We start from the raw sequence: 14,331 nt of genomic DNA, 5'->3' as shown, positions 1-14,331 counted from the left end.
AAGAAGGTCGGGACTGGGGATATGTTTCATGCCTTGGAGGAATACCCCAACGGCCTGCCGCTGCACCCGTCGCACGCTCAGAACTTTTGCCCGTCAGCCCCGGTCACTGCTGGATACACCTCAAGGAAATAAAACCATGGCTCGGGCAATCTGGAAGGGCGCGATCAGTTTCGGGCTGGTGCATATTCCTGTGGCGCTGGTGTCGGCGACGTCGCAGCAGGGGGTCGATTTCGACTGGCTGGACAAACGCAGCATGGACCCGGTCGGCTACAAGCGCATCAACAAGGTCACCGGCAAGGAGATGACCAAGGACAACATCGTAAAGGGCGTGCAGTACGAGAAGGGCCGCTACGTGGTGATCAGCGAAGAGGAGATTCGCGCTGCGCACCCGGCGTCCACCCAGACCATCGATATCTTCGGTTTTGTCGACAGCACGCAGATCCCGCTGCAAAACATCGACACGCCGTACTTCCTTACACCCGACAAGCGCGGCGAGAAGGTCTACGCTCTCTTACGGCAGACACTGGAAGACACCGCCAAGGTGGCGCTGGCCCATGTGGTGATTCGCACGCGCCAGCATCTGGCGGCGGTGATGCCGCTGGAATCGGCGATCATTCTGGTGTTGCTGCGCTGGCCCGCTGAAGTACACGGGCTGGACAGCCTGGATCTGCCCAAGTCAGCCACGGACGTCAAGCTCAACAAGAGCGAACTGGACATGGCCAAGCGTCTGGTCAAGGACATGTCCACCGACTGGACGCCGGACGCCGAAGAGTACCGTGACACGTTCCAGGACCAGATCATGACGCTGGTCGAGACCAAGGCCCGGGAAGGCAAAATCGAGAGTGTGGAAACCGACGCCGGCCAGGCCGAGCGCAAATCTGCTGATGTCATCGATCTCACCGAATTGCTCAAACGCAGTCTGGGCAGCCGTGGCGGTTCCGCCAAGGCCCCGGGAAAGACCAAATCTGCCAGCAAGAGCAAAACCGCTGCCGCTGATGCTGCTGTTGATGGTGATGCACCACCGGCCAAACGGCGCGCCCCTGCAAGGAAGAAAACGACCAAGGCGTCCTGATGTTGTGGACGGCAACGCGCGGCGCCTGAGGCTAAGAGAAGAGTGCAGAGGTTTTAACCGATCATGGCCAAACCCGTGAGTGAGTACACCCGCAAGCGCAATTTTGACATCACCTCCGAACCTCCTGAAACCGCAGGCCGGGCCCGTGGCGGCAAGGCCCGCGCATTGAGTTTCGTGATTCACAAGCACGATGCGCGCAACCTGCATTACGACTTTCGCCTGGAGCTGGACGGCACGCTCAAGAGCTGGGCCGTGCCCAAGGGCCCGAGCCTGGACCCGAAAAACAAGCGCCTGGCGGTGCATGTCGAGGACCATCCACTGGGCTATGGCACCTTCGAAGGCAACATTCCCGAAGGCCAATATGGCGCCGGTGATGTAATCGTGTGGGATCGAGGCATCTGGCAGCCCCATGGCGATCCGCGCAAGACCTACAAGGAAGGCAAACTCAAGTTCACCCTGGTCGGCGAGAAACTCACCGGCGACTGGGCGCTGGTGCGCACGCACCTGCAGGGCAGCGGGGACAAGGAACAGTGGCTGCTGATCAAGGAGAAGGATGACGCGGTGCGCTCGGCTGACGAGTACGACATCGTCGTCGACAAGCCTGAAAGCGTGGTCAGCGGCGCGACGGTGGGCGAGGGTCGTCCGGTCGCAAAAAGCCGCAAAGCCAAGACCGCTGCTTCAGCTCCTGTTACTAAAAAGGCCAGCAAGACCAGCAAGGCGTCGATCCCCGACAAACTCAGCCCGCAACTGGCGACGCTGATGGATGCCCCGCCCGACGGTCAGTGGCTGTACGAGATCAAGTTCGATGGCTATCGGATCATGACCCGCATTCGTGATGGCGAGGTGCGGCTGTTTACCCGTAACGGTCACGACTGGACCGAGCGTCTGCCCTTGCAGGCCAAGGCGTTGAGCGAACTGGAAGCGCCGGATAGCTGGCTGGATGGCGAAGCAGTGGTGCTCAACGAGGACGGGCTGCCGGATTTTCAGGCGCTGCAGAACGCCTTCGAGATCGAGCGCACCAAAGACATCGTTTATTACCTGTTCGACGCGCCGTTTCTCAACGGTCAGGATATGCGCGAGAAGCCTGTGGAAGACCGTCGCGCGGCCCTGAAGAAGCTGCTCAACAAGCACAAGAATCGGCTGCTGCGTTTCTCCGACGCGTTTTCGGCCAACCATCGCGACATCATCGAAAGCGCCTGCTCGCTGTCCCTCGAAGGGGTAATCGGCAAGCGTGCGGGCAGCGTCTATCAGTCTCGCCGCAGCCCTGACTGGATCAAGCTCAAGTGCAAGCTGCGCCAGGAGTTCGTCATCGTCGGCTTCACCAAGCCCCAGGGCACCCGAAGTGGCTTTGGCGCGCTGTTGCTGGCCGTCAACGAAGAGGGCGCAGGGCTGGTCTACGCCGGCCGGGTGGGAACCGGGTTCAGCCAGAAGACGCTCGGCGAGTTGTTCGACAAGATGAAACCGTTGGAGCAGGACGCATCGCCCCTTGGCAAGAAGCTCACCAGCGCCCAGGCCCGTGGCGTGCACTGGATCGAGCCGACGCTGGTGGGCGAGGTGGAATTCGGCGAGTGGACCCGCGAAGGCATCATCCGCCACTCGTCGTTCGTTGCGCTGCGCAGTGACAAGCCGGCCAGCGCGGTCGTCCACGAATTCCCGAAAACACCGAAGGACATCAAGGCGCCATTCAAACCCAAGGCCTCCAAGAAGGGTTCGTCAGAGCCTGAAGTCGTTGCCGAGAAGCCCGGCAAACGCCAGGCCCGTGATGCAGAAAGGGTTGAGGTGGCAGGGGTGGTCATCAGCCATCCCGAGCGGGTGATCGATAAGCAGAGCGGGTTGCACAAGGTTGATCTGGCGCATTTCTACGAGTCGATCAGCGACTGGATTCTGCCCCATCTGGATCACCGAGCGGTGGCGCTGTTGCGCTGTCCGGAAGGCGTGGAGGGCGAGCAGTTTTTCCAGAAACATTCCGAGCGCCTGGCGATTCCCAACATCAAGCAACTGGACGCCAAGCTGGACCCCGGGCACGCCCGGCTGATGGAGATCGATAGCGTGCAGGCGCTGGTGGGCGCTGCGCAAATGGGCACCATCGAGTTGCACACCTGGGGCTCGACCTACGACAAGATCGAGCAGCCGGACCATTTCGTCCTCGATCTGGACCCGGACCCCGCGTTGCCCTGGCGCAGCATGATCGAGGCCACGCAGATGACCCTCGCCGTGCTCGATGAACTGGGGCTGGACGCCTTCCTCAAGACCAGCGGCGGCAAAGGCATGCACATCATTGTGCCGCTGGCGCGCAAGGCCGATTGGGATACCGTGAAAGCCTTCGCCAAGGCCCTGGCGCAGTTCATGGAGAAACAGTTGCCGGAGAGATTCACCGCAACCTCAGGGCCGAAGAACCGGGTTGGCAAGATCTTCATCGACTACCTGCGCAACGCACGGGGTGCCAGCACGGTGGCGGCTTATTCGGCGCGGGCGAGGCCGGGGTTGCCGGTGTCGGTGCCGATCACCCGGGATGAACTGGCCGGCCTCAAGTCGTCGGGGCAGTGGACCATCGCCAACCTGCAGAAACGCCTGCGCAAACTCAAGGCCGACCCCTGGGCCGGCTACAAGAACACCCAGCGCATCACCCTACCCATGTGGAAGCGGTTGGGTGCCAAGCCGCCGGCCTAGACGCCAGCGTCGAGGCTGCGGCGCAGTTGGCCGGGTGCCATGCCGTAGGTGTCCTTGAACACCTTGCTGAACGCCGCCTGAGATTGATAACCGACCTGGGCGGCGATGTCGCTCAGGCCGCTCTGTGAACGACTCAACAGCCCGTACGCCAGTTGCATGCGCACTTGGGTCAACAGCGCCCATGGGGAGCGCCCCGCCAGTTTGCTGAAGGCGCGCATGAAGGTGGCGCGGGACATGCTGGCAAGCTCGGCCAGTGCTTCGACGGTCCAGTCGTGGGCCGGGTCCTGCAGCATCGCTTGCCACGCCCGGCCCAGACGGCGGTCACTCAACAGCGCCAGGCTGCCTTCGCTCTGTGGTGATTGTTCAAGATGGGCGCGCAACACCAGGGTGAACAGCGCCGAGGTCAGGGCGTTAACCATGAACTGGCCGCCAGCGCGATTGGCTTCTGCTTCACTGCGCAACAGCGCCACCAGGGCGCGCAGCGGATCCCCCTCGTTCAAGGCCTGGCTGGGAATCAGCAGATGATCGGGCAGCGCGGAGAACAGCAGGGCGCCGGGTTGATACAGGAAGCGCCCGCAGAGCAGGTCCAGTTCGGCACCCTCGCCGAAGCGCTTGATGGGCAGCAATCCGCCATTACTGATCACCGGGAGGCCGCTGGCGACGCGCTCGCCGGGGCTTGTCACCACGTGCTCGAAACCACCGGGCAGCACCACGATATCGCCTGCGGCCAGCTTCAACTGGCGACCGCCCGGCAGTTCGATCCGGCACTGGCCGTCCAGCACCACGTGGTAGGGCGCGACCCCCTCGACCTCGGGGGCATGGTCCAGCGCCCAGTCGCCTTGAAACTGGCAACGCAGGTCAAGGCTTCCGCGTACCTGGGCTAGAGTGATGAGCGTGTCGATGGCGTTCATATGCGACTTTCGGACAAAGAAATGAGCCAAACGAGCAAGTTACCCGAATGCCATTGGCGGACACTATCTGTGTTCCCGGCGCAGTCTAGTCGCCGCTCTCAGGAGATACCACCATGTTCAGCAATTGGTCCGACCTCGTTTCAACCATCAAGCAATCTTTCGGTTCGCTGTCCAAATCCAACCCGAAAATGGTCAAGGCCTACATGGCCCTTGGCGATGCGGCTGCGGAAAACAACGTGCTTGACGCCAAGACCCGCGAGCTGATTTCCATCGCCGTGGCGATCACCACTCGCTGCGACGGCTGTATCGGCGCGCACTCGGAAGCCGCCATCGCCGCCGGCGCCACCCGCGAAGAAGTCGCCGCCGCACTGGCCACCGCCATCTCCCTGAATGCAGGCGCGGCCTATATCTACTCGATGCACGCGCTGGAAGCGTATGACGCGTTGAAGAAATAACGCCTTCGCCGTCTACTCACGACCGCCCCCGCCGGCAAGCCGTGCTGCTACGGGTCAAGCGTTGAGCACAAACCCTGTGCACAACACCAACCCCGTAGCAGCCGGGCTTGCCCGCGGGAGCGATCTCAAGAACGCCATCGCCATCAAGCCGTGCAACTACGCCAAACCTCAGTGCGCCGGCAACTCCGGCACCGACCCTTGCGCCGCAAAATCCACCGCCGTGCTGATCGCTTTCCAGCGTTCGGCGGTTTCGGCGCGATCGGCTTCCACCGGCCCCAGGTAATGCAGAGCATCGCTGCCCAGCAACAGACGCAAAGGCGGTTGAGCATGTTGCGCCACCTTGAGCACCACCTGCGCTACCCGGTCGGGGTCACTGTTTTCGTTGCCGGCGATTCTGCGCAGCACGTCAAACATCATGCCGACACTCGCCCCATAGGCTGGCATCACCGGGGTGTCATGACCCCGCGCACGCACGGCCCAGTTGGTGCGCATGCCGCCTGGCTCCAGGGTCGTCACGTGCAGGCCCAGTGGTTTGACTTCCGTGGCGAGCACGTCCGAAAACCCACCCACGGCCCATTTCGCCGACTGGTAGGCTGTCATGCCCGGGGTCGCCAGACGCCCGCCCACCGACGAAATCTGAATGATGTGTCCCGAGCCCTGCTCACGCATCACCGGCACCGCGGCGCGGCACAGGTTGACCACGCCAAAGAAGTTGGTCTCGAATTCCATGCGAAACGCGCCTTCTTCGGTCTGCTCGAAGGGCAGCATGTGCCCGAAACCGGCATTGTTGACCAGTACATCCAGGCGCCCGAACGTATCCACTGCAGCCTGTACAGCGGCCTTCGCAGCAGCAGAGTCGGTAACGTCCAGCTCGAAAGGCAGGACCTGCGACCCATAGCGTTCAACCAGATCGTCGAGGCGCTCAATATTGCGTGCCGCGGCAAGCAACCGGTCCCCCGATGCCAGGACCGCTTGCGCAATGTTGCGACCCAGACCACTGGCACTTCCGGTAATCAACCAGACTTTGGACATGATGCTTCTCCTGTCGTTAAGGTAATATGAGTAAGTAAGCACTCATTTATTTGGTAAAAAAATCAGTCCCTTGCGATTGCATTCCAGTACGCCTCAAAGCCCGCTTCGCAGTAGCGCTCGGCGAGTTCAGGTTCGTTGCTCATGAAATCCATGGTGGTGTCGGCCAGGGAGCGCATGATCGCTGCGGCGAAAGCAGGGGTCTGGTCGCGCAAGGTACTGCAGGCCGAGCCTTCGTTCAGCAGGGCGCTGATGTCGTTGAAGGCCTCGCTGCCAGCGACGCGGGTGGCGTCGGTAATCCGATCGGACATCATCAGCAGTGCCATGGACTTGCGCTTCTCAGGATTTGCCGCGCCCCAGCCGACATAGGTGTGCCAGGCATGGTGCAGGCGCGACCTGACGTCTTTGTCCCGCGGGTAACCGGGGAGCATCGCGTCTCGCAGCTGGGCCTTGAGTTCCAGGTAGACCTGGTTGAGCAGGTCGTCCTTGGTTTCAAAATAATTGAACAGCGTCCCCTCGGCCACGCCCGCGCCCTTGGCGATTCTGGACGTCGGCGCGCCCAGCCCCTGCTCGGCGAACACTCGCAGAGCAGAGTCGATCAGGGCGTTGCGCTTGTCTTCGCTCTTGGGGCGGGCCATGGGAAAATCGCGTAATGAGTGAGTAGTTGCTCATTTATACGCCGTATCGATAGCCACAAGCAAGTGCGGCGTTGATAAACGCTGCTGCATCACCCCATCGACGTAAATCGCCCTCCCGTCTGCGCAGGATAAAACTCCCCTTTGAGCCCCAGCGCCTGCAAGCGCTGGCGCACGTCGTTTTCGATGTCGATGACCTGGTCCGGGTCGTCGATGTCGTCGACCACCAGCCACACCCCGGACAGGTTCTGGTCATGGGTGCCTTCGCTCATCATGTCGTGGGTAAAGGCCTGGTCGGAACGCCACAGGCACAGTTCGTCTTCGTTATGGCCACTTTCAGCCAGCGCTTGCGCCGAAGTCAGCCAGACTTCCTTGTATGGCCGCAGGTCCGCTTCGGCGAGTTCTTGCAGGGTGATCACGGTTTTCATTTCGTTGCCTCCATGGTCAGTGCTTAAGTTGTGACGCACGGGGAATGCGCGGTGTTCCCGGCAACTTGCCCGGGCGGACGAAATGGTCGTTGAACCGACCACGCGCAGTGGCGGTCGATCAATCAACAGTCGCTCAGGAGAATCGCAATGGCTTGTCCCAGACGCTTGCGTGTCGATGCCTCGCTGACATGACCAGCTTCTCGCCCCTCAAGAGCCTTCGGGTCCAGTCCCATGAGCGGGCAGCCCTGTTGTTGGGTTTCGTCTTTCATTTCTGTGTGCTGGCCAGCTATTACCTGGTGCGGCCGCTGCGTGATGCGCTGGGCCTGGAGGGCGGGGCCGACAAGTTGCAATGGCTGTTCACCGCAACCTTCGTGGTAATGCTCGTTGCCGTGCCGCTGTATGGCGCGCTGGTTGCCAGATTGCCGGCGATCCGCTTCGTGCCGCTGGTGTACCGGCTGGTGGCGCTGTCGATGCTGGCCTTCGGCGTGCTGATTGCGCGCCACGATGCGCCGGTGCTGGTGGGGCGGGTGTTTTTCGTGTGGATCAGCGTCTACAACCTGTTCATCGTCACGGTGTTCTGGAGTGTGCTGGTCGATCGATTTTCCAATGAGCAGGGGCGCAGGCTGTTCGGTTTCATCGCTGCCGGTGGCACCCTGGGAACCTTCATCGGGCCTTTGCTGGCCGCGACCATGGCCACCCGATTGGGGCCGGTGGCGCTGACGATTGCCGCCGCTGTGTTGCTGGAAGTTGCCGTGCGCTGTTATCGCGCCTTGTTGAGCCGGACCCGGCCACGCAACCTGACTGAATCCGAGGTCGGCGCGTATCAGCGCTTTGGCGAGGAGGGCCGCAGCATGGGCGGCGGTGTGCTGGCCGGGGTGACGCTGATTCTGAAATCCCGCTATTTGCAGGGCATGGTCCTGTTCATGCTGCTGCACACCAGCGCCGCGACGCTGCTGTATTTCGAGCAAGGCCGCATCGTTGCCGAGAGTTTCTCCAGCGTGGCCACCCGCACTCAGTTTTTCGCCTATGTGGACCTGACCGTTTCCGCCCTGACCCTGATCTTCCAGCTCCTGCTGACTGCGCCGCTGATCCGGTTGATCGGCGTCAGTGGCGCCCTGGCTGCCATGCCGATGGCGACGCTGATCGCCTTTGCCGCCATGGCGCTGGCGCCGGTGCCTGCCAGTGTGGCGCTGGCCCAGGGGCTGCGCCGGGCGGTGGAATTCGCCATCGTGCGGCCGGGGCGTGAGGTGCTGTGGACGGTGGTCAGTCGCGAAGAGAAATACAAATCCAAGAACGTTATCGAAACCCTGGTCTATCGTGGTGGCGATGCGACCAGTGGCTGGTTGTCGGTGGGGTTGACCTCCCTGGGAGCCGGGTTTGGCCTGCTGGCGCTGCTCATCGTGCCGTTTGCCGGGCTCTGGAGCTGGTTGGCGGCGTGGATGGCCGAACGCCAGGAAGACCGGAAACGTGACGCCGAAAGGAGCCATCCATGAAGGACGCTACGCTGTTGACCCGTAGACGCTTTGTCACCCTGGCCGCCGGGGTGTCGGCGGCGCTGGTATTCGATTCTGCAGCGGCAGGTGTCACGCCCGATTCACAAGGAGATTCGAAGATGCTGACCCGCAATATTCCTTCCAGTGGCGAGGCCTTGCCGATGATCGGCGTGGGCACCTATCGCGGCTTCGATGTCACCCCAGGCAGCGACGAATACAAACTGCTGCCCCAGGTGCTAAGCGAACTGTTTCATGCGGGCGGCACGGTCATCGACAGCTCGCCCATGTACGGTCGCGCCGAGCAGACCACCGGTGAGCTGCTGTCGATTCATCAGCCGCGCTCGCCTGCGTTTCTGGCCACCAAAGTCTGGACCCGTGGCCGCGAGGCCGGCATCGCGCAGATGGAGGATTCATTCAGACTATTGCAGACCGACCGCATCGACCTGATGCAGATCCACAACCTGCTGGACTGGAAAACCCACCTGCCGACCCTGCGCCAATGGAAGGAGCAGGGGCGCATTCGCTACATCGGCATCACCCATTACACCTCGTCTGCCTATGACGAAGTGGAGGCGGTGCTCAAGGCCGAGCCTGTGGATTTCCTGCAGATCAACTACGCGCTGGATGATCGCGCCGTGGAGTCTCGATTGCTGCCGCTGTGTCGCGAGCGCGGGGTGGCGGTGATCTGCAACCGTCCGTTTGGCGGCGGTGGTCTGCTTGGCCGCCTGCGCGACAAACCGCTGCCGGGCTGGGCCGGGGAGGTCCAGGCCAGAAGCTGGGCGCAACTGGCGCTCAAGTTCCTGATCTCCCACCCGGCCGTGACCTGCGCCATTCCGGGAACGGGAAATCCGAAATACATGAAGGAAAATGCAGGGGCGGCGACAGGGCCGTTGTTGACCGATGCGCAGCGGCATCAGTTGATTGCGTTGGTGGCCTGAGCCTGAAGTGTTCCTCCCGTAGCAGCGCGGCTTGCCGGCGGGAGCGGTGTGCCAGACGACTGATTGGTCACAGATGCACCGCTCCCGCCGGCAAGCCGCGCTGCTACGGGGAAGGGTTCAACGATTCACCAGCTTCGCCGGCAACGCCACCACCAACAGGCTGCTGAGCACCAGGCAACCGGCGAAGAACCACAGCGCGCCCGCGCTGCTGCCCGTCACGTCAATCGCGATCCCCATCATCGAGTTGCTCACCAACCCCGCGATGTTGGCCAGCGAACAGGCCAGGGCAAAGCCGGTGGCTGCCGCGCGGCCCTTGAGGAAGGTGGCGGGCAGGCTGAAGAACACCGGCACCGCGCCGATGATCGCCGCCGAGGCCACGGCGAACAGCGCTACGGTCGCCACCACGTTATGGGTGAAGAAAGGGCTTGCGGCCATGGCCACGGCACCGATCCAGAACGGCACGATGATGTGCCAACGGCGTTCGCGACGACGGTCCGAGCTGGCGCCGATCATCAGCATGCCGATCAGTGCGGCGACACTGGGCAAGGCGGTCAGCACGCCGATGTGGAAGGTGTCGGTCACGCCAGCGTTCTTGATGAAGGTCGGCATCCAGAAGCCCATGGCGTAGGCGCTGAGCAGGATCGAAAAGTCGATGCCGCCGAGCATCCACACTTTCAGGTTGAAGAACCCGTCCCGGAAGCTGTGCTTGCTGTCCTTGCCCTCGGCATCGTCCAGGCGCAGCTCGCCTTCAAGCAGGGTCTGTTCGCTGGCGTTCAGCCACTTGGCTTCCCTGGGGTTGTTCGGCAGGGCCCAGAATGTCAGCACGCCCAGCAACACGCTTGGAATGCCTTCGATCAGGAACAGCCACTGCCAGCCGCGCAGCCCGGCCGCCTGGTCGAAATGCCCCATGATCCAGCCCGACAGCGGCCCGCCAATCACGCTGGACAGCGGCAGGCCGATCATGAACAGCGCGATGATGCGCCCGCGGCGGTAGGTCGGGAACCAGGTGGTCAGGTAGAACAGCACGCCCGGCAGAAAACCGGCTTCGGCCGCACCCAGAAAGAAGCGGAGGACATAGAACTGCATCGGCGTGGTGACGAACAGGGTGCAGACCGACAGCGCGCCCCAGGTAATCATGATCCGGGCGATCCAGATCTTCGCGCCGACCTTCTCCAGCACCAGGTTGCTGGGCACTTCAAACAGGATGTAACCAACGAAAAACAGCCCGGCGCCCAGGCCGAACGCGGTTTCGCTGAAGTGCAGCTGGTCGAGCATCTGCAGCTTGGCGAAGCCGATGTTGATGCGGTCCAGGTAGGCAGCCAGGTAGCAGAAACACAGGAACGGAATAAGCTTCCAGGTGATCTTGTGGTACAGCGCTTTGATCGGGTCCGCGGCATCTGACGCGGCGGTTTCTACATTCGCAGAGGGCATGGGTGTCTCCTGGCGGTTCTTCGGCCGGTGAGTGCCGACGCGGCGGATAGTGCCTGCGTTTTCGACGATCTCAAACGGCCTGTCGTGGTTTTTGTTTGCCGCACATCCAGTACTTTGGCAAGCACCGGATGGCGGCTTCCAAAGGCAGTGTCAGAAGACTGGGCGTTGTCGGGCGTCCAGTTGTGTGCGCATTCATCCTGCGCGACCAGTGCTCTGTGGCCTGGTTCTAAAAAGCGACGCGACGGTGTTCATGTTTCGAATTGCTTTATTGCCTCCTGCTTGCTCACTACGTCGCCGTACTTGCTGTCGATGTCGAACAGGTTGGCTTCATGGGGATCGGGGTGGCGGTCGCCGACGCATTCGCGCACCACGATGGTCCGAAAGCCATACTGCACGGCATCCACGGCGGTGGCGCGGATGCAGCCGCTGGTGGAGCATCCGGCCAGCACCACGGTGTCGATGCCCTGGGCGTGCAGCATCGATGCCAACGAGGTGCCGAAGAACGAGCTGGCGTACTGTTTGCTGATGACCACCTCTTCAGGCAGCGGCAACACTTCCTCACAGAACGCTGCCAGCGGATTGCCCTCGACCATGTCCTTCATGACCGGCGCCTTTTTCACCCAGATGCCGCCGTCGGCGAAATGCCCGGCGTGGTAGCGGATGTTGGTGTGCACCACCGGGATGCCCCGCGCGCGGGCCGAGGCCAGCAGTGCGACGCTTTCGGCCACTGCACTGACCACCCCGGGTGCGAACAGCGGCGCACCTGGCTGGGTGTAGCCTTGCATGAAGTCGATCATCAGGAGGGCAGGTTTCTTGCCGAAGCCGATGCGATTGCCCCAGACGCCCTGGTAATTGGCGTCGGCGCTTTGGTGTTCAGTCATTGCGTTCTCCTTTGGAAAAACCGGCTCGGAAGCGGAACTCCGATGGCACGTCGGTCGTGTGCCCTGTAGGAGTGAGCTTGCTCGCGAATGCGGTGTGACAATCGAAAAAGTCTTCACTGACGGACCGCAATCGCGAGCAAGCTCACTCCTACAGGGATTGCGTGCGGAGTTAATTCATGGGTGTGCCGAGAAAATCCCCAAACGCCGCAAAGAACCCCGGCAGGTCGTCCCACGGAATCATGTGCCCGGCGTTTTCCACGCGGGCGATCAGAATCTGCGGTTGCAACTGTCGGATTTCGGCTTCGTCTTCTGCCTGAATCACGCCACCGCGACCGGCGACGATCAGCAGGGCAGGGACCGGCAATTTCGGCAGATCCTGATGAAAATCCACTTCATGGAAATCGCTGAAGGCGCGCACGATGGCCGGCTCGTAACAGGTGTGTAGCCATTCGGCGCGCAATTGCAGTTGCTCGTCGGTCCAGGTCGGGCAGAACGCGCGCATGTCGTCGGCGCTCATGCCTTGTTGAGATTGACGAATCGAATCGACGTACCACGGCAGCTTCGACGGGTATTCGCGGCGGCCCGGGCCTGACACCGGTGGGTCGATCAGCACCAGGCTTTTCAGGCCCTTGGCATTGCGCACCGAGGTTCGCGCGGCGAAACGCGCCCCCATGGAATGCCCCATCAGGTGATAGCTCTCGATGCCCATGGCGGTAGCAAAGGCGCTGATGTCATCGGCGCAGGCATCGACGCTGTAGTCCAGATCCGGCCCCGTGGAAGACAGGCCGCGCCCTCGCGCATCCAGCACGTAGGTGTCGAAATGCTGCCCCAGACGCTCGGCGACGAAACCCCAGGTGATCGCCGGGCTGGTGATGCCGGGGATCAGGATCAAAGCCGGTTTGTCAGCGTGACGGGCACCGCCGTAGCGCAGGTAATGCTGGCGAATGCCGTTGGCCGCCACGTTGCCGCCGTGGATGAAAGTGCTCACGCCGCCACCCCCGATTTCAGCTCCTGGCCGTAGAGGTCATAGCCGTACACCCAGGCCGGGTCTTCCTGTGTGCGCAGCCAGGTGTTGGCGTTGGACACGGCCTGCACTCGGGAGGCGCGCTCCTTGCGGTTGGCTTCGTAGAGTTCAAAGGCGGTGCGGTAGTCGCTGATGCCGGTTTCCTGCAGGCAGCGGGTCAGCATGGCAGCGTCTTCGATGGCCATGCCAGCGCCCTGGGCCATGTGCGGCTTCATCGGATGACAAGCGTCGCCCAGCAGCACTAGACGACCACGGCTCCACAGTGGCAGCGGGTTACGGTTGAGCAACGGCCACTTGGTCACGCTCTCGGTGGATTCGATCAGCGCCTGCACCGTGGGGTGATACCCGGCGAAGGCCTCATACATTTCTTCCTGACTGCTATCGACGAAGTTGCCCTGGAAGTCCCACGCCGCATGGGGCACGCCGGTGACGTAGTAGTACTCATCGCGCTTGCCGGTGGTGTGGTAGACCATCATGTGACGGTCCTCGCTCCACCATTTAACGCAGTTCTCGAAATCCAGCTTGTACTTGGTCAGCACTTCGCTGCGGATCAATGCGCGGTGGGCGACCCAGCCGCTGTACAGCGGCTTCTCGAAACCGAGCAATTCTTCGCGAATCTTCGAGTTGATGCCATCGGCGCCGATCACGATGTCGGCGTCGGCGTGGGTGCCGTCGGCGAAGTTCAAGCGAACGCCATTGTCGCGTTCTTCAAGGGTGGTCAGGCACTTGCTGAAATGCACGCTGCCTGGCGCCAGGGTCGACATCTGCAGCGCGTGCAGGTCGCCACGGTGAACGGTGATGTAGGCCGCACCGTATTCCTTGCGTGAGAACTCGCCCAGCGCGATGCGCGACATGTAGTCACCGGTGGCGCCATCGCGGCTGAACCAGAAGTCCGGGTGCGAACCCATGTCGCTCAGGCGCTGCTCGATGCCCATGCGGCGGAAGATCTTCATGATGTTCGGGCCCATGTGGATGCCCGCACCAATGCGCGAAAACTCCGGGGCCTGTTCATAGATATCGACTGTGAAGCCGGCCTGCTGCAACAGCGTGGCGGCGGCAGCCCCCCCGAGACCTGCTCCGACGATGGCGATTTTTTGCGTGGTTGGCATGGCGCACTTCCTTCGTGTTTCGTGAATCTTCGGTAAGGGTCTGACGATCGAGCGTAGTCACTCATTCGCGTTTTTAAAGTGTATACGCTGAAAAATTTAAAAGTGAACTGCTTTTTGAAAAATAACTGTGCGACGTCGTAAATGGGTATGTCACCCACGGTAACCCTTTAATTATTGGGATTGTGTGTATGGGTAACAAACTGGCTTGGGTATTGCAGCCGATCTGAATTTGATGTCTGATCGTATTTAATAAGT

At 61.8% G+C, this 14,331-nt stretch carries 13 protein-coding genes; 5 read left to right on the top strand and 8 right to left on the bottom strand.

The window, feature by feature from the left end; translation table 11 throughout:
* Positions 1-136: 136 nt before the first annotated feature.
* Together NPS29_RS10975 and ligD are read left to right on the top strand one after the other, a co-directional pair.
* Positions 137-1,072 carry a Ku protein gene (locus NPS29_RS10975; RefSeq protein WP_274132551.1) on the top strand — a complete coding sequence of 312 codons (936 nt, stop codon included), beginning with the start codon at positions 137-139 and terminating at the stop codon, positions 1,070-1,072.
* 63 nt (positions 1,073-1,135) lie between these two features.
* Complete coding sequence (ligD, locus tag NPS29_RS10970; RefSeq protein ID WP_274132550.1) at positions 1,136-3,742, top strand: DNA ligase D; 2,607 nt, start codon at positions 1,136-1,138, stop codon at positions 3,740-3,742.
* On the opposite strand, the gene NPS29_RS10965 is transcribed toward ligD, so the two are convergent.
* Positions 3,739-4,653: an AraC family transcriptional regulator gene (locus NPS29_RS10965; protein WP_274132549.1), complete on the bottom strand. Its 915-nt coding sequence runs from the start codon at positions 4,651-4,653 to the stop codon at positions 3,739-3,741. The genes ligD and NPS29_RS10965 overlap by 4 nt on opposite strands.
* 113 nt (positions 4,654-4,766) lie before the next feature.
* Here NPS29_RS10965 and NPS29_RS10960 point away from each other — a divergent pair, with 113 nt between their 5' ends.
* Positions 4,767-5,108 (top strand): carboxymuconolactone decarboxylase family protein, encoded by a 342-nt coding sequence (locus tag NPS29_RS10960; protein ID WP_274132548.1) that lies wholly within the window; start codon positions 4,767-4,769, stop codon positions 5,106-5,108.
* A 168-nt stretch (positions 5,109-5,276) separates the two neighbouring features.
* Here NPS29_RS10960 and NPS29_RS10955 read toward each other — a convergent pair whose 3' ends face one another.
* The 3 genes from NPS29_RS10955 to NPS29_RS10945 all read right to left on the bottom strand — a co-directional run bounded on the left by NPS29_RS10955 (position 5,277) and on the right by NPS29_RS10945 (position 7,200).
* On the bottom strand, positions 5,277-6,140 hold the full coding sequence (locus tag NPS29_RS10955) for an SDR family NAD(P)-dependent oxidoreductase (RefSeq protein ID WP_274132547.1): 864 nt from the start codon (positions 6,138-6,140) through the stop codon (positions 5,277-5,279).
* A gap of 62 nt (positions 6,141-6,202) precedes the next feature.
* A complete protein-coding gene (locus tag NPS29_RS10950; protein ID WP_274132546.1) occupies positions 6,203-6,775 on the bottom strand; it encodes a TetR/AcrR family transcriptional regulator in 573 nt (190 codons plus the stop codon).
* Between the two features lie 89 nt (positions 6,776-6,864).
* Entirely contained in the window at positions 6,865-7,200 is a 336-nt protein-coding gene (locus tag NPS29_RS10945) for a hypothetical protein (protein WP_274132545.1), read from the bottom strand.
* A 188-nt stretch (positions 7,201-7,388) separates the two neighbouring features.
* Here NPS29_RS10945 and NPS29_RS10940 point away from each other — a divergent pair, with 188 nt between their 5' ends.
* The gene (locus NPS29_RS10940; RefSeq protein WP_274132640.1) at positions 7,389-8,693 is read left to right on the top strand and encodes an NTP/NDP exchange transporter; all 1,305 of its coding nucleotides are present in this window, start codon (positions 7,389-7,391) and stop codon (positions 8,691-8,693) included.
* Complete coding sequence (locus NPS29_RS10935; RefSeq protein WP_274132544.1) at positions 8,690-9,631, top strand: aldo/keto reductase; 942 nt, start codon at positions 8,690-8,692, stop codon at positions 9,629-9,631. Before NPS29_RS10940 ends, NPS29_RS10935 begins: the two co-directional genes overlap by 4 nt.
* Positions 9,632-9,748: 117 nt before the next feature.
* On the opposite strand, the gene NPS29_RS10930 is transcribed toward NPS29_RS10935, so the two are convergent.
* The 4 genes from NPS29_RS10930 to NPS29_RS10915 all read right to left on the bottom strand — a co-directional run bounded on the left by NPS29_RS10930 (position 9,749) and on the right by NPS29_RS10915 (position 14,076).
* The gene (locus NPS29_RS10930) at positions 9,749-11,062 is read right to left on the bottom strand and encodes an MFS transporter (RefSeq protein ID WP_274132543.1); all 1,314 of its coding nucleotides are present in this window, start codon (positions 11,060-11,062) and stop codon (positions 9,749-9,751) included.
* 248 nt (positions 11,063-11,310) lie between these two features.
* Positions 11,311-11,943 (bottom strand): N-carbamoylsarcosine amidohydrolase, encoded by a 633-nt coding sequence (locus NPS29_RS10925; RefSeq protein ID WP_274132542.1) that lies wholly within the window; start codon positions 11,941-11,943, stop codon positions 11,311-11,313.
* 169 nt (positions 11,944-12,112) lie between these two features.
* Positions 12,113-12,931, bottom strand: a complete 819-nt coding sequence (locus NPS29_RS10920; protein WP_274132541.1) for an alpha/beta fold hydrolase — start codon at positions 12,929-12,931, stop codon at positions 12,113-12,115.
* Positions 12,928-14,076: an FAD-dependent monooxygenase gene (locus tag NPS29_RS10915; RefSeq protein WP_274132540.1), complete on the bottom strand. Its 1,149-nt coding sequence runs from the start codon at positions 14,074-14,076 to the stop codon at positions 12,928-12,930. The genes NPS29_RS10920 and NPS29_RS10915 overlap by 4 nt, the downstream gene beginning before the upstream one ends.
* Between the last annotated feature and the right edge of the window lie 255 nt (positions 14,077-14,331).

It is taken from the genome of Pseudomonas putida (assembly GCF_028682175.1).
Taxonomy (GTDB): domain Bacteria; phylum Pseudomonadota; class Gammaproteobacteria; order Pseudomonadales; family Pseudomonadaceae; genus Aquipseudomonas; species Aquipseudomonas putida_AD.
Note: the sequence above shows the minus strand (reverse complement) of the source record. Positions and strands in the feature narration are given on the sequence as shown.